Genomic DNA, 17905 nt, shown 5'->3' on the forward strand with positions numbered 1-17905 from the left:
GGTTACTCGTCGTAACCCAGGTTGGGTGCCAGCCAGCGCTCGGTCACGCTCAGATCCTGGCCTTTGCGAGCGGTGTAGCTTTCGACCTGATCCTTGTCGACCTTGCCCACGGCGAAGTATTGCGCCTGCGGATGGGCGAAGTACCAGCCGCTGACGGCTGCTGCGGGGAACATGGCGTAGTGCTCGGTGAGGAACACGCCGCTCTTGCCAGGTGTATGGATCGGTGTGCCTTCAGGCAGCGGGTCCAGCAGGGCGAAGAGGGTGCTCTTCTCGGTGTGATCCGGGCAGGCCGGGTAACCCGGTGCAGGACGGATACCCACGTATTGCTCCTTGATGAGCGCTTCGTTGTCCAGATGCTCGTCCTTGGCGTAACCCCAATATTCCTTGCGCACCTGCTGGTGCAGCCATTCGGCGCAGGCTTCGGCCAGACGGTCGGCCAGTGCCTTGACCATGATCGAGTTGTAGTCGTCGCCCTTGTCCTGGTAGGCCTTGGCCACTTCTTCGGCACCGATGCCTGCGGTGGTGATGAAACCGCCCACATAGTCGGTCACGCCGCTGTCCTTGGGCGCCACGAAGTCGGCCAGGGAGAAGTTCGGCTTGCCATCGGTCTTGATGATCTGCTGGCGCAGATGATGCAGTTTTGCCAGTGGCTGGCCGTCGTCACCGTAGACTTCCAGGTCATCGTCATCGATCTGATTGGCAGGCCAGAAGCCGAACACCGCACGGGCGCTGATCAGCTTCTCGTCAATCAGTTTGCGCAGCATCTGCTGGGCGTCGGCAAACAGCGCTGTAGCCGCCTCGCCAACCACTTCGTCAGTCAGGATGCGCGGGTATTTGCCGGCCAGATCCCAGGAAATGAAGAAGGGTGTCCAGTCGATGTATTCGGCCAGCACGTCCAGGTCGATGTCTTCCAGAATGCGGGTGCCGGTGAAGGTCGGTTTGGCCGGCTCGTAGCTGCTCCAGTCGAACTGCGGCTTTTTCGCGACTGCCGCGCCATAGCTCAGGCGTTCGGTGCGGGCGCTGCGTGCCGAGGTGCGTTCGCGGACTTCGACGTACTCGCTGCGGGTCTTCTCGATGAAGCCGGCCTTCAGTTCCTTGGACAGTAGCTGTGTGGCAACACCCACTGCGCGGGAGGCGTCGGTCACATAGACCACGGCGTCATTGCTGTAACGCGGCTCGATCTTGACTGCCGTATGCGCCTTGGAAGTGGTTGCACCGCCGATCATCAGTGGAAGATGGAAATCCTGGCGCTGCATTTCGCGGGCGACATGGACCATTTCGTCCAGCGACGGGGTGATCAGGCCGGACAGGCCGATGATGTCGCATTTCTCGTCGCGGGCCACTTGCAGGATCTTCTCGGCAGGCACCATGACGCCCAGGTCAACGATGTCATAACCGTTGCAGCCCAGTACCACGCCGACGATGTTCTTGCCGATGTCGTGCACATCGCCCTTGACCGTGGCCATCAGGATCTTGCCCTTGGCTTCGGGCTTGTCGCCTTTTTCCAGTTCGATGAACGGGATCAGGTGCGCTACGGCCTGTTTCATCACACGGGCGGATTTCACCACTTGCGGCAGGAACATCTTTCCTGCGCCGAACAGGTCGCCGACCACGTTCATGCCGGACATCAGCGGGCCTTCGATCACTTCGATCGGGCGCGAGAACGACAGGCGGGACTCTTCGGTGTCTTCGACGATATGGGTCGTGATGCCCTTGACCAGCGCATGTTCAAGGCGCTGATTCACAGGCCAGGTGCGCCACTCTTCGGTTTCGGCTTCTTTGACGCTGCCGTCGCCCTTGAAGCTGTCGGCAATGGCCAGCAGCGCGTCGGTGCCATCGGCGGTGCGGTTGAGGACCACATCCTCGACCCGGTCGCGCAACTCGGCCGGGATCTGATCGTAGATTTCCAGCTGGCCGGCGTTGACGATGCCCATGCTCAGGCCGTTGCGGATCGCGTGCAGCAGGAATACCGAGTGAATGGCTTCACGCACCGGGTTGTTGCCACGGAACGAGAACGACACGTTGGATACGCCGCCGGAAGTCAGTGCGTAGGGCAGTTCGTCACGGATGTAGGCGCAGGCATTGATGAAGTCTACGGCGTAGTTGTTGTGCTCTTCGATGCCGGTGGCGATGGCGAAGATGTTCGGGTCGAAGATGATGTCTTCCGGCGGGAAGCCGACTTCATTGACCAGAATGTCGTAGGAGCGCTTGCAGATTTCCTTCTTGCGCGCTTCGGTGTCGGCCTGACCGGCCTCGTCGAAAGCCATCACCACCACGGCCGCGCCATAGCGCTTGCAGAGCCTGGCGTGATGGATGAACTGCTCGACGCCTTCCTTCATGCTGATGGAGTTGACGATGCCCTTGCCCTGGATGCACTTGAGGCCGGCTTCGATCACGTCCCATTTGGAGGAGTCGATCATGATCGGCACGCGGGAGATGTCCGGCTCGCCTGCGATCAGGTTGAGGAAGGTCACCATGGCCTTCTTCGAGTCCAGCATCCCTTCGTCCATGTTGATGTCGATCACCTGGGCGCCGGCTTCGACCTGCTGCAGGGCGACTTCCAGGGCTTCGGTGTAGTTGTCTTCACGGATCAGGCGAGCGAAGCGGGCGGAGCCGGTGATGTTGGTCCGTTCGCCGACGTTGACGAACAACGACTGGCGATCAATGGTGAACGGCTCAAGGCCCGACAGTCGGCAGGCCTTTGGAATATCCGGAATCTGGCGTGGCGCGTAACCCGAGACGGCTTCGGCAATCGCCTTGATGTGCGCAGGTGTGGTGCCGCAGCAGCCGCCGACGATGTTCAGGAAGCCGCTCTGGGCGAATTCCTCGATGATTTTTGCCGTCTGGCTCGGCAGTTCGTCATATTCGCCGAAGGCGTTGGGCAGGCCGGCGTTCGGGTGCGCGGAAACGTGGGTGTTGGCCTTGGTGGACAGTTCCTGCAGGTAAGGGCGCAGGTCGCTGGCACCCAATGCGCAGTTCAGACCGACGGAAATCGGTTTGGCGTGGCTGATGGAGTTCCAGAAGGCTTCGGTGGTCTGGCCCGACAGGGTGCGGCCCGAGGCGTCAGTGATGGTGCCGGAAATCATGATCGGCAACTCGAAGCCGATTTCCTCGAATACTCCCTGCACGGCGAAGATCGCGGCCTTGGCGTTGAGGGTGTCGAAGATGGTTTCGATCAGGATCAGGTCGGCGCCGCCCTCGATCAGGCCGCGAGTGGCTTCGGTGTAATTCTCTACCAACTCGTCGAAGGTCACGTTGCGGTAGCCGGGGTTGTTCACGTCCGGCGACAGGGAGCAGGTGCGGCTGGTCGGGCCGAGCACACCCGCGACAAAACGCGGTCTGTCCGGGGTTTCGAGGGTTTTTGCATCGGCGACCTTGCGCGCCAGCCGGGCACCTTCTACGTTCAGCTCGTAGACCAGCGCTTCCATACCGTAATCGGCCTGGGAAACCTGGGTGGCGTTGAAGGTGTTGGTTTCAAGAATGTCTGCACCGGCATCCAGATAGGCCTTCTCGATGGCACCGATGACATCGGGGCGCGTCAGAACCAGCAGGTCGTTGTTGCCTTTGACATCGCTTGGCCAGTCGGCGAAGCGTTTGCCACGGTAATCCTCTTCCTCGAGCCTGTAGCTCTGGATCATGGTGCCCATGCCGCCATCGAGGATCAGGATCCTCTGTTTAAGTGCGTTGAGAAAGGCTTGATGGCGGGCGCTGCGGTCAGACATAGGGATACCTTGAAAAGGCCGATACAGAAAGGTCGAGATCATACCAAACCGGAGCGCTTTTGGTGTTGATGGCGCCTTTGCATGAAAATAGCTCATGTTGGTGTGCTCTAACAGCTGTAGAATTGCGCGGTTTTTCATTTCAAGGCCCTGGATATGCCGTACCGCTCATTGCCAAGTCTCGTTCTGTTGTTGTGGTGTTGTGCTGTCCAGGCCCAGGGAGTGCCTGCGGCCCCGGGCCCCGCTATTTCCTATGTGCGGGATATCCAGCCGATCCTGACCCAGAAGTGCGTGGCCTGCCATGCCTGCAACGACGCGCCTTGCCAGTTGAACCTGGGCAGCGGCGAGGGCATGAGCCGCGGGGCCAGCAAGACCCCGGTCTATCAGGGCGAGCGCAGTACGGCGATGGCGCCCACCCGGCTGTTTTACGATGCTCAGGGCACCGATGCATGGCGGCGCAAGGATTTCTATTCGGTGCTCGATGCCCAGGGCAGTCAGGCTGCCTTGATGGCACGCATGCTGGAATTGGGGCGCAGTGCGCCGCTGCCGCCCAACAGCAAGATTCCCGACGACATCGTTCTGGGGTTGAACCGGGAAAACCTCTGCCCGCTGCCGGGCGAGTTTCCTGCCTATGCCCAGGCGCATCCCACCGGCGGCATGCCGTTGGCGGTGGCCGGGCTGAGCGACGCCGAGTACCAGACCTTGCAGCGCTGGCTGTCTGCCGGTGCGCCGGTCGAACAACAACCCATCATGCCCAATGTCGCTGAAGCGGCGCAGATTGCCGAATGGGAAGCCTTGCTCAACCGCCCGGGTTCCAGAGAGACGCTGGTGGGTCGATGGTTGTACGAGCACCTGTTTCTGGCGCATGTCTATTTCGAAGGTGGTGATACCGGGCACTTCTTTCAGTGGGTACGCTCGCGCACGCCAAGCGGCAAACCTGTCGATCTGATCGCTACCCGTCGCCCCAATGACGATCCGGGCAATGACTTCTATTACCGGCTGATACCGGTACAGGGCGTGATCGTCCACAAGACCCATATCACCTACGCCATGAGCCCGCAGAAGCTGAAGCGGGTCAAGGATCTGTTTTACAGCGCCAACTGGAGCGTGGATGCAATGCCGGGCTATGGGCCGGGGCATCGTGCCAACCCGTTTCTGACTTTCGAGGCGATTCCGGCGCAGGCGCGTTATCAGTTCATGCTCGATAACGCCGAATACTTCGTGCGCACCTTCATTCGCGGTCCGGTGTGCCGTGGGCAGATTGCGACCGACGTGATTCGCGACCATTTCTGGGTGCTGTTCCAGGAGCCGAGTCATGATCGTTATGTCATCGATGCCCAGTACCGTGGGCAGGCAACGCCATTGCTGGCCATGCCCGGGCAGAACGACGAAGTAGGCAGCATCCTGAGCCTGTGGCTGTCCTACCGGGATCGTCGCAACGCTTATGAAAACCTGCGCCGCGACAGCTACGCCAGCATGACGCCACCCAGTTGGTCGACGCTGTGGGCCGGCAACGATAACTCGCTGCTGACAGTATTCCGCCACTTCGACAGCGCATCGGTGACCAAAGGGCTGATCGGTGATGTGCCGCACTCGCTGTGGTTGTTCGATTACCCGTTGCTGGAGCGCACCTATTACCAGTTGGCGGTGAACTTCGATGTCTACGGCAATATTTCCCATCAGGCCCAGACCCGGCTGTATTTCGACCTGATCCGCAACGGCGCGGAAATCAACTTCATGCGTCTGATGCCTGCCGACAAGCGCGAGAAGATGCTGGGCGACCTGTATCAGGACTCCGGCAAATTCAAGATGTGGCTGGACTACCAGAGCATCGATGACGACACTCCAAGCGGCCTGAGGCTTGACGAGCGCCACCCTCGTCAGGACTTCTCCCGACAGCTGATTCAGCGCTCCGGTACGCTCAATGCCGCGCCGGACCCGATCAACCGCTGTCAGGGCGCGTATTGTTCACGGCCCGGTATCAGCAAGAGTTTTGCCCAGGCAGAGCAGTCTCTCAGTCGACTGGTTTCAAGGCCTGCCGCTGGCCTCAAGGTCATCGAGCAGTTGCCCGAAGCGACCATGCTGCGCATCGAAGACGCCAGCGGCAAGCGTGTGATGTACAGCATGCTGCGCAACCGCGCCCACAGTAACGTTGCCTTCCTGCTGGGCGAGTCCTATCGCTACCAGCCGGGTCTGGACACCCTGACCATTTACCCAGGCGTGCTCAGCAGTTATCCGAACTTCATGTTCAACATCCCGGCTGGCGAAGTGTCCGGGTTTGTCGACGCCATGCAGCAGGTCAAGGATCAGGAAGGGTTCGAGAAGATCGTGCAGCGCTGGGGTGTGCGCCGCACTCATCCGCTGTTCTGGACCTATTTCCATGACATCAGCCGCTATATCCAGGAGACCGAGCCGCGAGAGAGCGGGGTGCTGGATATGAATCGCTACGAAAACCTCTGAATGTCGTTGCAGGCCACGTTTGACGTGGCCTGCCGCCACTACTGTTTCCTGAACGAAACAGGATTTTCCTGATCTTTTCTGTCATCTCACTGTCCGACCTCATGCGTGTCCGGCTCGCTTCGTGTCCGGGCTTCTGGTTGAAAAGGCAGGTGACAAGAGGTTTTTGGATGTTGATTTCGGTTCAGGCTTTACGGGCTTTCGCCGCGTGGGTTGTTGTGTGTCATCACTTCATGCAGATTTTTTTCGATTTCAAGGCCAGCGGTCCCGTTGGCGAATTCTTTGTTTCCAAGGGCGCCGTGGGCGTCGATATCTTCTTTGTCATCAGCGGGCTGGTGATTTACCTCTCGACCCATGGCAGCGACATGCCTGCCGGGCGTTTTATCCTGCACCGCCTGATCCGCATTGTGCCGGCTTACTGGCTGTATACCGCTGCCATGGGGTTGTTACTGCTGGTTGCGGCGCCCTGGCTTCCCCATCAGGTAATCGGCTGGCAGAACTTCTTCCTTTCATTGCTTTTCATTCCTTCGGAAAATCCCGGTGGCTACGGTTTGTATCCGACGCTTAACGTCGGCTGGACCCTGAACTACGAGATGCTGTTTTATGTGCTGTTCTCCATGGTCTTTCTCTTCGAGCAGCGCCATCGGCCCTTGATCATCGCCGCCGCGCTGTTTGTCGTGACCGAGATTCTGGCTCGCAGTGGTTTGATCAGCCGTTTCTACGGCAACGACATCGTCTATGAATTCCTGTTGGGGATTGGTATCGGCATGCTGTATCGCCGGGGCTGGATCAAGGAAGGGTTATGGCTGCCATTGGCCGGGATTGTGGCGGGAATGCTGCTGATCCATCACCTGACCAACGAGCAGCGCCTGCTGAACTGGGGGCTGCCAAGCGCCTTGATCGTGCTGTGCGCCATTTCGCTGGAACCATACTTGCGCGGTAGCCGGATGCTCAAGACTCTGGGCGACTGTTCCTACTCGGTATATCTGCTGCATGTCCTGGTGCTCTACGGTGGCTTGCTCATGGCGCAGCGCTTTGCCTTGAGTCCGTATCTGGTGTTTGCTTTCTGTGTGCCGATCATCGCCATTGGCGCATGGGGCAGCTATGAGTGGATCGAGAAGGGCTTGTATCGCCGAATGCGCCGCAGTCTGGATGCCCGCCAGGAAGGAAGAGAAGCGGTTGCGCTTTCCTGACAAAAATACTAGGACTTTGTATGCGCATCCGATTGGCGTAAACTGCCGCCAAGTCTGCGAGGAATGTTCATGACCGCTATCACTATTACCGATGCTGCCCACGATTATCTGGCCGATCTGCTGGAAAAGCAGAATACCCCGGGTATCGGCATCCGAGTGTTTATCACCCAGCCTGGCACCCAGTACGCTGAAACCTGCATTGCCTACTGCAAGCCGGGCGAAGAAAAACCTGAAGACAAGGCTATTGGCCTGAAGAGCTTCACCGCCTGGATCGATGGTTTCAGCGAAGCTTTTCTGGATGACGCCGTTGTCGATTACGCAACGGATCGCATGGGTGGCCAGTTGACCATCAAGGCGCCAAACGCCAAAGTCCCGATGGTCAATGCCGACAGCCCGATCAACGAGCGCATCAACTACTACCTGCAAACCGAGATCAATCCGGGGCTCGCCAGCCACGGTGGTCAGGTGACCCTGATCGACGTGATCGAGGAAGAAGAGCGCAATATCGCCGTCCTGCAGTTTGGCGGTGGTTGCCAGGGTTGCGGTCAGGCCGATGTCACCTTGAAGGAAGGCATCGAGCGCACCTTGCTCGAACGCATCCCCGAGCTGGCCGGTGTGCGTGATGTGACTGACCATACCCAGAAAGAAAACGCTTACTACTGAGTTGTTTTCTTCGCGAGTGAATCCGCTCCCTGTTCCTTGGGAGCGAATTCATTCGCGAAAGCCTTCATTCAAGGCCTGAACAAATGCGCATGCCCTGCCCGATACAGCGATGACTCGCCAAACGTATCGTCTGCCAGTACGCGACCAACCAGTATCAATGCAGTACGCCTGAAGCCTTTCTCCTGCACCTTGTCGTGAATGTCGGCCAACGTGCCCAAAACCCAGTCCTGATCCGGCCAGCTTGCGCGATGCACCACGGCTATGGGGCAGTCGGGGCCGTAATGCGGCGTCAGCTCTTCCACTATTTTCTGCAGATTATTGACCCCCAGATGAATGGCCATGGTGGCGCGATGCTGTGCCAGGCTTGCCAGCTCCTCGCCAAGTGGCATTGAGGTCTTGTCGGCATAGCGGGTCAGGATCACGCTCTGGGAAATGTCCGGCAGCGTCAGTTCGGTGCCCAGCAGTGCTGCGCAGGCCGCCGTGGCTGTTACGCCGGGGATGATCTCGAAGGGAATTCCCAACTCGCGCAGGCAACGAATCTGTTCGCCAATCGCACCATACAGGCTCGGGTCACCGGAATGCACGCGGGCCACATCCCGGCCCTGTTCATGAGCGGATTTCATCAAGGCAATGATCTGCTCCAGGTGCAACTCGGCACTATTGACCACCTGAATGGCCCGATTGCCATCCAGCACCGCGACTGGCACCAGTGAGCCCGCGTAAATGATGACCGGGCAACTGTTGATCAATCGTTGGCCTTTGACGGTGATGAGGTCCGGGTCGCCTGGGCCTGCACCGATGAAAAAGACGGTCAATGGATTCTCCTGAGTCGAGCGCGATAAATGAGCAGCGGATTATCAACCCTGCCCAGGGGCGCGTGCCAAGGCAAATGTTGCCCTGATGTTTTTCTGGCGTTCGATCACCAGTGTTGCAGGGCTGTTGCCCAATTGGCTGGCCAGTGCCAGCGCTGCACTTTCGGCAACGCCGTGGCAGCCGGTGTGCAGGAACGTCGTTGGCGAGCGATGGGTCAGTTGCGGTTCGTATCGTGCCAGTTGAGAGGCATCGAAGAAAATCAGCGGTACTGACAGGTATTCAGCCAGCTCCAGCAAGCCCGGCTCGTCCTGCTTGAGGTCGATGGAGGCGAGGGCGGTAATGGCTCCGATCTCCAGAGCGTGGGCTTTCAGGCTGCTTTCGATCAGTTCCAGCAGGTGCGTGGACGGGCAGCCACGCTGGCAGCCCAGTCCTGCCACAAGGACAGGACGGGGCTGTGTGTGGGTGTGATCAGGCGTGCAGGTCGGCATTGTTGCGACGGAACAGCCAGGTGCTGATCAGGCCCAGAGCAATCCAGAACAGTGCGTTGGTCAGCAGCGAAGCCATGACGAACTGTGATTCCAGTGCTTCAGGAGCTAGGCTCTCGTGGGTCAGTGGCTGTGGCGCGCCAATCAGATGCGGCACTACCAGAATGGCCGCGCCCAGCACTTTGAGCAGCCAGTTCTGGCCGAAGGCGATCAGGGCCAGCCCGGCAGCCGTGGAGGCCGCAGTCCCGATCCACCAGTATTGGCGCAGGTTCAGGTCGGCGGCCGCAGTGCCTGGCAGTTCGGGCGGCAGGCCCAGTGTCGGAGCCAGAACGAAAACCGCAAAACCGGCGAGCCCCCATAGCGCGCCCTGAGAGGTGCGGCCCGGTGCGCGCAGGGTGTAGAGCGCGACCAGCATCAAGGCAAAACCGACCGCGACTACCAGATTGCCACCGGTCGTTGAGAGGATGCGCTGCCAGCCGTCTTCCGGCTCCCAGGCCTCTTCGTCGTGACTGTGTCCGGCGGCTGCGCCCTCGGCATGATCATGTTCATGCACATGCTCGGCAGGTGCTTTTTCGTAGGTTTCGGCCTGAAGAATCAGCGGCGCGACCCAGAAGCTTTGCAGCAAGGTCAGCAGCAGTGCCGCCAGCAGACCGCTGAAACCTGCCGTCTGGATGATTCGCTTGAACATGGCGTCAGGTCTCAATGGCAAGGGAAGGCGGCGCTGTGGCGGGTGTCGTGCGCGGCGTTGTGAACGGCGGCGATGTGCGAGAAACCGGCGAAATACACCAGGCACGCACCAAGAATCGCAGCGCTGATGGCGGCGGTCAGGCGTTGGGTCTGGGTGGATGTGGCTGTGCTCGACTGGCTGCTGCTGATGGTGGACATGGCGCTTCCCTCTGGTTTCGACAGGCGGGCATGCGCACAGGAACCTTCTGACGGGCGCCAGGAGGTTTCAACTGCGCCCGCCCACCGCGGGTGTGTCATTGAGTCAGTATCGGGCCGGTCTCCGGGCTCGCGAGGGGCGTTGATGTGCAGCGTTCAACACCTTCAGGATCACCTTCCCATGCCGTGGCACAGTGGTTCTGACCCTCTCTCGCTTACCGTTGCGGGGGCAGCGCCGGACTTGCTCATGCGTGAATGAGCGCACCGGTTTCCCGTTTCACCCCGTGAAGGGCACCCGTAACAAGTTGTAATAGGAGAGCATGGCAGCCACTGAACGTCAATCTGAACGATTGACCTGCCCTCGACCACTGCGTAGCCTTGCGCACTTGAGGTTCTCTGCCTTCTGCAGGAGGGTAGAGCTAAGACGGGAATGCGGTCCAAGCCGCAGCTGCCCCCGCAACTGTAAACGGTGATGTTCATTGCATGGCCACTGCGCAAGCGGGAAGGCGCGATGAATGCCTGTCGGCCAGCACCGCCGATACGCCGCCGTCAGCCAGGAGACCTGCCTCGAACCGGGCCACAGGCCCACGAATTCTCACTACAACCGGGCGGGGTGATCCGGTGGCGAATCGATCCGTGCGCAGCGCACGGTTCTCGTCCTGCTTGCCCGCCGTATTGCCAAAGGGCATCCGATGAAAACACTGGCCAAACTTCCCGTCACCATCGTTACCGGTTTCCTGGGGTCGGGTAAAACCACCTTGTTGCGGCATATGCTCGATAACGCCGAAGGGCGTCGTATCGCGGTGATCGTCAACGAGTTCGGCGAGCTGGGCATCGACGGCGAAATCCTCAAGCAATGCACCATCGGTTGCACCGAAGAAGAAGCCACTGGTCGTGTCTACGAACTGGCCAATGGCTGCCTGTGCTGCACGGTGCAGGAAGAGTTCTTCCCGGTGATGCGCGAATTGGTGTCGCGTCGCGCCGACCTGGACCACATCCTTATCGAAACCTCGGGTCTGGCGTTGCCAAAACCGCTGGTCCAGGCTTTCCAGTGGCCGGAAATCCGCAATGCCTGCACCGTCGATGCGGTCATAACCGTGGTCGACAGCCCGGCCGTTGCCGCAGGCACTTTCGCGGCTTTCCCGGATCAAGTGGACGCCCAGCGCAAGCTCGACCCGAATCTGGATCATGAGTCCCCGCTGCATGAACTGTTTGCTGATCAGTTGGCCAGTGCCGACCTGGTGATCCTCAACAAGGCCGACATGATCGATCCCGAAGGTCTGGCGGCGGTGCGTGCCGAAGTTGCCGAAGAGCTGCCGCCAGCGGTCAAGGTCATCGAGGCCAGCAATGGCCGTCTGCCAATCAATGTACTGCTGGGCATTGGCGCGGAGTCGGAACTGCATATCGACAGCCGCAAGACTCACCATGACCATCATGACGACGATGATCATGATGACCACGATCACGATGCTTTCGACTCGATTTCCATCAAACTGCCTCAGGCCGACGAAAGCCTGCTGCTCGATGCCCTGACGCAACTGGTGGTCAAGCATGGCATTTTGCGGGTCAAGGGTTTTGCCGCCATCCCCGGCAAGCCGATGCGCCTGCTGATCCAAGGCGTGGGTACGCGCTTTGACAAACATTTCGACCGCGCCTGGCGTGCCGATGAAGAGCGCATCACTAATCTGGTGCTGATCGGCCAGGAACTGGACGCCGTGGCTCTGGAAGCGCAGCTCAATGCTGCGATTGCCGGCTGATCCATGCACTTACTGAGAACCCAGCCGGGCGGTTTCGTCCCCGACGACAGCATTGCCGACCTGGGGCAGACCCCGGCCGAGCTGGTGATTCTCTGTAGCGGCGATTCGAGCCTGGCCTTGCTGGCCGAAGCTGCGCAGCAACTGCCCGACGATTACCCGAGCCTGCGTCTGGCCAATCCGATGCAGGTGCAGAATCACGCTTCGGTGGACTTGTACGTCGATGAAGTGTTGCGTCACGCCAGGGTCATTCTGATTTCCCTGCATGGCGGCATCGGCTACTGGCGTTATGGCGTCGAGCGCTTGATGGAGCTTGCTGCCCGTGGCGTGCAAGTGATTCTGGTGCCGGGCGATGATCGTCCCGATCCGGAATTGAGCGACCTGAGCACCGTGCCCGCCGAAGCGCGGGACCGGCTCTGGCAGTTCTTGCGTCAGGGCGGGCTGCAAAACGCGCTGGATCTTTATCGCTGCCTGGCAAGTAGCTGGCTCGAGCGCGACTATCCATGGGGCGAGCCCCAGCCATTGCCGCGTACGGCGATCTACCATCCACATAAACCCGGTGCCGCGCTGACTGACTGGCAGGCTGACTGGATTGCCGGGCAGCCGGTGGTCGCGCTGCTGTTCTACCGCTCCCACTTGCAGGCCGCCAATACCGGTTTCATCGATGTGTTCTGTGAGCGCTTGCAGGCCGAAGGGCTCAACCCCTTGCCGGTTGCGCTGGCCAGCCTCAAGGAACCGGGTTGCCTGATCATGGTCGAGGACTGGCTGGATGAAGTCGAAGCCGAACTGATCCTCAACACCACAGGCTTTGCCCAGTCCAGCCCGGAAGCGCCGCATCTGCGACCGTTTCGCCGCAATGTGCCGGTCATCCAGGCCATTTGCGCCCAGGACAACCAGCCCGGCTGGCAGGCCAGCGAGCAAGGGCTGGGCGCTCGGGATCTGGCGATGCACATTGCCTTGCCGGAGCTGGACGGGCGGATCATCAGCCGCCCCGTCAGCTTCAAGGATCTGGCCTGGCGCAGCGAGCGCAGCCAGTCGGATGTGGTGTGTTATCGCGCTCACCCGGAGCGCATGGATTTCGTTGCGCAACTGGCGCGGCGCTGGATCGAACTGGCGCGTTTGCCCAATGCCAGCAAACGGGTAGCGTTGATCCTGGCCAACTACCCGACCCGCGATGGCCGGATCGGCAATGGAGTCGGGCTCGACACACCTGCGGCTGCGCTGAATATCCTGCGTGCCATGCAGGGCGAGGGCTACCCGCTGGCGCAACTGCCTGAAAGCGGTACTGCACTGATTCAGCAATTGCTCGGCGGCGTCACCAACGATCTGGACAGCATCGATCTGCGTCCCTGCCAGCAAAGCATGGCGCTGGATGAATACCTGCAAGCCTTCGATGCCTTGCCCCAGGCCAATCGCGATGCGGTCAATGCCCGTTGGGGCGCGCCCGTGGATGACCCGATGTTTCGCAGCGGGCGGATGATGATTGCCGGTATCCGATTTGGTCTGACCTTTGTCGGTATCCAGCCCGCCCGTGGCTATCAAGTGGACCCCAGCGCGGTCTATCACGACCCCGATCTGGTACCGCCCCACGGTTATCTCGCGTTCTACTTCTGGTTGCGCAAGGCTTATGGTGCGCATGCTGTGTTGCATGTGGGCAAGCATGGCAATCTGGAGTGGTTGCCGGGCAAGGGCGTTGGCCTGTCACAGGATTGCTGGCCTGATGCAGTGCTGGGTGCGATGCCGAATATCTACCCGTTTATCGTCAACGATCCGGGCGAGGGCGCCCAGGCCAAGCGCCGTACCCAGGCGGTCATCATCGACCATCTGATGCCGCCGCTGACCCGTGCCGAAACCTACGGCCCGCTGCGCAATCTGGAACTGCTGGCCGACGAATATTACGAAGCGCAACTGCTTGACCCGCGCAGGGCGCTGGAGCTTCAGCGAGACATCCTCAAGCTGGTACGCGAAACCCGTATCGACCGCGAACTGGCGCTGGACGACTCCATCGACAGCGATGCCGATGCGGCGATCTGGTTACCGCGTCTGGACACTTATCTGTGTGACCTGAAGGAATCGCAGATCCGCGATGGCCTGCATGTCTTCGGCCAATCCCCTGAGGGGCGCCTGCGCATCGACACGCTGCTGGCGTTGCTGCGCATTCCCCGTGGCGATGGTCGTGGCGCGCAGTCGAGCCTGTTGCGGGTGCTGGCCAAGGCGCTGGTGCTGGATTTCGATCCACTGGATTGTGATCTGGCTGAACCCTGGAGCGGGCCGCGCCCGTCAGCCTTGTTGGCGGTGAGCAACGATCCATGGCGTACCACGGGGGATACGCGAGAGCGGCTGGAGTTGTATGCCGCCATCCTGATCGAGCGCATCGTCAAGAATGAAGCAGTCGACGATCTTCCTGAGCACCCGGAACTGGCACTGGTTCTGGATAGCCTGCGCGATGTCGTAGCCCCGCGCCTCGATGCCTGTGGCCCCGAAGAAATGCGTGGCCTGCTCGATGCCCTGAGCGGTCGTTTCGTGCCGGCTGGCCCGAGCGGTGCGCCGAGTCGAGGTCGGCTTGACGTGCTGCCCACCGGTCGCAACTTCTTTACTGTGGATGTGCGCAATCTGCCAACCACTACGGCCTGGCGGATCGGCTTCCAGTCGGCAAACCTGCTGCTGGAACGCCATCTTCAGGATCATGGCGATCATTTGCGCCAGCTCGGCCTGTCGGTCTGGGGCACGGCCACCATGCGTACCGGTGGTGACGATATCGCTCAGGCCATGGCCCTGATGGGCGTGCGTCCCGTCTGGGCGACGGGCAGTCAGCGGGTCGATGACTTCGAGATTCTGCCGCTGAGCTTGCTGGATCGTCCCCGCGTGGACGTGACCTTGCGGGTGTCCGGGTTCTTCCGTGATGCTTTTGCCAATCTTATCCGCCTGTTCGATGCCGCCGTACAGGCCGTGGCCGCTCTCGATGAGCCGGACGATCAGAACCCGCTGGCCGCCCGGGTTCGTGAAGAGCGCCGCAGCTTGCAGGAAACCGGGTTGAGCGAAGACGAGGCAGTGCGCCAGGCCGGTTGGCGAATCTTCGGTGCCAAGCCCGGTGCGTATGGCGCGGGTGTGCAGGGCGCTATCGACGGGCGTCTGTGGCAAAGCCGTGACGATCTGGCCGAGGTCTATCTGAACTGGGGCGGCTATGCCTACGGCGCAGCCGATGAAGGCACGCCGGCCCGCCAGCAGTTTGCACAACGACTGACGCAGGTTCAGGCGGTGTTGCAGAATCAGGATAACCGAGAGCATGACCTGCTGGATTCCAACGATTACTACCAGTTCCAGGGCGGAATGCTGGCTGCCGCCGAAAGCCTGAGCGGCCAGAAAACGGCCAGCTACCACGGCGATCACAGCCAGCCGGACTTGCCTAGAATTCGCACCCTCAAGGAAGAGCTGAACCGGGTGATCCGCAGCCGTGCGGCCAACCCGAAGTGGATCGAAGGCGTCAAACGGCATGGCTATAAAGGCGCGTTCGAAATGGCTGCGACCGTGGACTTCCTGTTCGCGTTCGATGCCACTACCGAGCTGATCGACGACCACCAATATGCACTGCTGGCCGATGCCTATCTGCTTGATCCATCGACCCGCCAATTCATTCGCCAGCACAACCCCGATGCCCTGCGCGACATGACCGAACGCATGCTTGAAGCCCAGCAGCGTGGGCTCTGGCAGGAGCCGGGCGACTATCGTGAAGCGCTGGAAGACCTGCTGCTGGATATAGAAGAGAGCTGATGAACTTGCCTGACCCAAGCATGACCGACACCCCGCATTTTCCTCTGGCAGCCGTAGTCGGTGCAGATGATCTGAAACTGGCGCTGTGCCTGGCAGCCATCGACCCCAGAATCGGCGGCGTGCTGATCGAAGGCCCGCGGGGCATGGCCAAGTCGACCCTGGCCCGTGGTCTGGCGGACCTGCTGGCCAGCGGTCAGTTCGTCACCTTGCCGCTGGGCGCTACCGAAGAGCGGCTGGTCGGCACGCTGGATCTGGATGCAGCGCTGTCCGAAGGTCGTGCGCAATTCTCGCCCGGTGTTTTGGCCAAGGCTGACGGTGGCGTTCTGTATGTGGATGAGGTCAATCTGCTGGCCGATCACCTCGTCGACCTGTTGCTGGATGTCGCTGCCAGCGGTACCAATCTGGTGGAGCGCGACGGTATTTCCCATCGCCATGCAGCGCGTTTCGTGCTGATCGGCACCATGAACCCGGAAGAAGGCGAATTGCGTCCGCAACTGCTGGACCGTTTTGGTCTGAACGTGGTTCTGAGCGGGCAGACCTTGCCAGCCGAGCGCAGCCAGATCATCCGCCGACGTCTGGATTTCGATGCCGACCCCCATGGCTTTTGTCAGGCATGGCAAGGCCAGCAGCAAGCCTTGAAGCAACGCTGTGAGCAGGCTCGTGGGTTGTTGTCTTCCATTGAGCTGGATGACCGGTCGCTGGGTCTTGTTACCGAGCGCTGTTTTGCGGCGGGTGTCGATGGCATGCGGGCCGATCTGGTCTGGCTGCGTGCTGCGCGTGCGCATGCTGCGTGGCGTGGTGTCAGTGTGATCGAGGAGCAGGATATCGACGCGGTGGCCGAATTTGCCTTGCGTCACCGGCGCCGCGATCCTGCGCCACCGGCACAGAGCCCTGAAACACCGCCATCCAGCCAGGCTCGCCCACAAAACCCTCAGCCGCAAAGCGGGCAGGGCAACTGGGGTGAATTGCCTGCCCGGCCAGTGTCGACAGGGGCGCGCCGCGAAGTGCCGAGCTGGCCAAAAAAGCCTTAGGCATCCGCCCTCGTTCGGCTAAGGGGGCGGATGCCAGCCCCCGTCCAGGCAAACTGACTTCCGGGCGTCATGGTGCCGCGCGTTCGGGTATCGATGGCGCGATTGCCTGGCTGCCCACGTTATTGCGCGGTCGCCCGCAAAGCCGCAACGATCTGGTGCGCCAGCCTCGCAGCAGTCGGCCTGCGGAGTTGTTGCTGGTGATCGTCGATGCATCGGCCTCGACACGTCGTCATCAGGCCTTGAGTCAGGCTAAGGGCATGCTGGCCCAGGTGTTTGACGAGGCTTACCGCCGTCGTGCAAGGCTGGCATTGCTGACCGCCAGCGGTAATGTCCCGCAGTGGAAGCATCAAGGGCTCAAGGCCTCGGCGGCATTGCGTCCCTGGCTGGATGCGCTGGGCGCTGGCGGAGGAACGCCCTTGTTTGCTGCCATCGAGCAGGCGAAGGACTGGTTGAAGGTGCGTCAGCAGCGTTATCCCGCCGAACATTTGCGTGTATTGATCCTCACCGATGGTCGTATCAAGGACATGCCGCACTGTTCAGGTTTCGACTGCGAGAGCCTGTTGATCGATATAGAGAAAGGACCGATCCGGCTGGGCCGGGCGCGGGAACTGGCTAATAGACTGGGTGCCGATTACCGGCATATTGAAGAGCTTCGCGAATAAAACGCAACATCATGAATTTAATGAAGTTTCCGTAGGAGCGAATTCATTCGCGAAGGGTTCGTACATCCGAAGAAAATGTATATCCTTCAAATGACGTCTCGCGAATGAATTCACCCACAAGTAGGAGCGAATTCATTCGCGACAAGAGTCACGCCATCAAGCCGGCATGGTCCAAGGCTGGAGGCTGTAACCCTCATTGCTGATTTCTTCGCGAGCTTCTTTCAGGGCGCTGGCCAGTTGAACAGGGTCGGAGTAAGCGCTGCTCGGGATCTGTTTACGACCGATCAGTGCGCAGGTGCGGTCGATCACTGTAAGGCTCAGTTCGCCGCTTCCGGCCTGGGCTGCCCAGGCAACACACTGGAAAGGTGCAAAGGCGTTTCCAGCGATCAGAAGTGCATCGTTGAAGCGCAGTGGGGCGTTCATTTTCAATTCCTCAAAATGCCCATATCAGTCCAGTCACGTCGGTGGGCTGACC

The 17905-nt window shown here is 60.4% G+C and carries 13 protein-coding genes and 2 riboswitches; of the genes, 7 read left to right on the forward strand and 6 right to left on the reverse strand.

Going from position 1 to position 17905, the window contains the following annotated elements; genetic code table 11:
• Positions 1-2: 2 nt before the first annotated feature.
• On the reverse strand, positions 3-3722 hold the full coding sequence (metH, locus tag JL015_RS19275) for a methionine synthase (protein ID WP_201002059.1): 3720 nt from the start codon (positions 3720-3722) through the stop codon (positions 3-5).
• Positions 3723-3875: 153 nt separating this feature from the next.
• Here metH and JL015_RS19280 point away from each other — a divergent pair, with 153 nt between their 5' ends.
• The 3 genes from JL015_RS19280 to nfuA all read left to right on the forward strand — a co-directional run bounded on the left by JL015_RS19280 (position 3876) and on the right by nfuA (position 8032).
• The gene (locus JL015_RS19280) at positions 3876-6179 is read left to right on the forward strand and encodes a fatty acid cis/trans isomerase (protein ID WP_201019565.1); all 2304 of its coding nucleotides are present in this window, start codon (positions 3876-3878) and stop codon (positions 6177-6179) included.
• Between the two features lie 167 nt (positions 6180-6346).
• Complete coding sequence (locus JL015_RS19285) at positions 6347-7369, forward strand: acyltransferase family protein (RefSeq protein ID WP_201019566.1); 1023 nt, start codon at positions 6347-6349, stop codon at positions 7367-7369.
• A gap of 69 nt (positions 7370-7438) precedes the next feature.
• Positions 7439-8032: a Fe-S biogenesis protein NfuA gene (gene nfuA / locus JL015_RS19290; RefSeq protein ID WP_122315432.1), complete on the forward strand. Its 594-nt coding sequence runs from the start codon at positions 7439-7441 to the stop codon at positions 8030-8032.
• A 68-nt stretch (positions 8033-8100) separates the two neighbouring features.
• Here nfuA and cobM read toward each other — a convergent pair whose 3' ends face one another.
• From cobM to JL015_RS19310, 4 genes are read right to left on the reverse strand one after another with little or no spacing between them, the layout of a single operon-like run.
• Complete coding sequence (gene cobM / locus JL015_RS19295; RefSeq protein ID WP_201002066.1) at positions 8101-8847, reverse strand: precorrin-4 C(11)-methyltransferase; 747 nt, start codon at positions 8845-8847, stop codon at positions 8101-8103.
• Positions 8848-8889: 42 nt separating this feature from the next.
• Complete coding sequence (locus JL015_RS19300) at positions 8890-9333, reverse strand: cobalamin biosynthesis protein (protein WP_201019567.1); 444 nt, start codon at positions 9331-9333, stop codon at positions 8890-8892.
• On the reverse strand, positions 9314-10018 hold the full coding sequence (locus tag JL015_RS19305; protein ID WP_201019568.1) for a CbtA family protein: 705 nt from the start codon (positions 10016-10018) through the stop codon (positions 9314-9316). Before JL015_RS19305 ends, JL015_RS19300 begins: the two co-directional genes overlap by 20 nt.
• An 11-nt stretch (positions 10019-10029) precedes the next feature.
• Positions 10030-10215 carry a CbtB domain-containing protein gene (locus JL015_RS19310; protein ID WP_201002072.1) on the reverse strand — a complete coding sequence of 62 codons (186 nt, stop codon included), beginning with the start codon at positions 10213-10215 and terminating at the stop codon, positions 10030-10032.
• A gap of 95 nt (positions 10216-10310) precedes the next feature.
• A riboswitch (cobalamin riboswitch) is annotated at positions 10311-10526 on the reverse strand.
• 58 nt (positions 10527-10584) lie between these two features.
• Positions 10585-10796, forward strand: a riboswitch (cobalamin riboswitch).
• A 108-nt stretch (positions 10797-10904) separates the two neighbouring features.
• Here JL015_RS19310 and cobW point away from each other — a divergent pair.
• Genes cobW through JL015_RS19330 form a run of 4 tightly spaced genes read left to right on the forward strand, consistent with a single transcriptional unit; the run spans position 10905 to position 17430 of the window.
• Positions 10905-11969, forward strand: coding sequence for a cobalamin biosynthesis protein CobW (gene cobW, locus JL015_RS19315; RefSeq protein ID WP_236124052.1), 1065 nt, complete (start codon positions 10905-10907; stop codon positions 11967-11969).
• Positions 11970-11972: 3 nt separating this feature from the next.
• Positions 11973-15737 (forward strand): cobaltochelatase subunit CobN, encoded by a 3765-nt coding sequence (cobN, locus tag JL015_RS19320; RefSeq protein ID WP_201019569.1) that lies wholly within the window; start codon positions 11973-11975, stop codon positions 15735-15737.
• Entirely contained in the window at positions 15737-16768 is a 1032-nt protein-coding gene (locus JL015_RS19325) for an ATP-binding protein (RefSeq protein ID WP_201019570.1), read from the forward strand. Before cobN ends, JL015_RS19325 begins: the two co-directional genes overlap by 1 nt.
• Before the next feature lie 53 nt (positions 16769-16821).
• Complete coding sequence (locus JL015_RS19330; protein WP_201019657.1) at positions 16822-17430, forward strand: vWA domain-containing protein; 609 nt, start codon at positions 16822-16824, stop codon at positions 17428-17430.
• A 156-nt stretch (positions 17431-17586) separates the two neighbouring features.
• Here JL015_RS19330 and JL015_RS19335 read toward each other — a convergent pair whose 3' ends face one another.
• Entirely contained in the window at positions 17587-17853 is a 267-nt protein-coding gene (locus tag JL015_RS19335) for a hypothetical protein (protein WP_201002078.1), read from the reverse strand.
• Between the last annotated feature and the right edge of the window lie 52 nt (positions 17854-17905).

Origin of the sequence: Pseudomonas cichorii, assembly GCF_015471405.1 — a bacterium.
In the GTDB taxonomy this organism is placed as follows: Bacteria; Pseudomonadota; Gammaproteobacteria; order Pseudomonadales; family Pseudomonadaceae; genus Aquipseudomonas; species Aquipseudomonas serbiensis.

Coding starts and splice junctions, on each gene's coding strand:
- metH (WP_201002059.1), bottom strand. CDS start 3,722: ATGTCTGACCGCAGCGCCCGCCATCAAGCCTTTCTCAACGCACTTAAA.
- JL015_RS19280 (WP_201019565.1), top strand. CDS start 3,876: ATGCCGTACCGCTCATTGCCAAGTCTCGTTCTGTTGTTGTGGTGTTGT.
- JL015_RS19285 (WP_201019566.1), top strand. CDS start 6,347: ATGTTGATTTCGGTTCAGGCTTTACGGGCTTTCGCCGCGTGGGTTGTT.
- nfuA (WP_122315432.1), top strand. CDS start 7,439: ATGACCGCTATCACTATTACCGATGCTGCCCACGATTATCTGGCCGAT.
- JL015_RS19300 (WP_201019567.1), bottom strand. CDS start 9,333: ATGCCGACCTGCACGCCTGATCACACCCACACACAGCCCCGTCCTGTC.
- JL015_RS19305 (WP_201019568.1), bottom strand. CDS start 10,018: ATGTTCAAGCGAATCATCCAGACGGCAGGTTTCAGCGGTCTGCTGGCG.
- JL015_RS19310 (WP_201002072.1), bottom strand. CDS start 10,215: ATGTCCACCATCAGCAGCAGCCAGTCGAGCACAGCCACATCCACCCAG.
- cobW (WP_236124052.1), top strand. CDS start 10,905: ATGAAAACACTGGCCAAACTTCCCGTCACCATCGTTACCGGTTTCCTG.
- cobN (WP_201019569.1), top strand. CDS start 11,973: ATGCACTTACTGAGAACCCAGCCGGGCGGTTTCGTCCCCGACGACAGC.
- JL015_RS19325 (WP_201019570.1), top strand. CDS start 15,737: ATGAACTTGCCTGACCCAAGCATGACCGACACCCCGCATTTTCCTCTG.
- JL015_RS19335 (WP_201002078.1), bottom strand. CDS start 17,853: ATGAACGCCCCACTGCGCTTCAACGATGCACTTCTGATCGCTGGAAAC.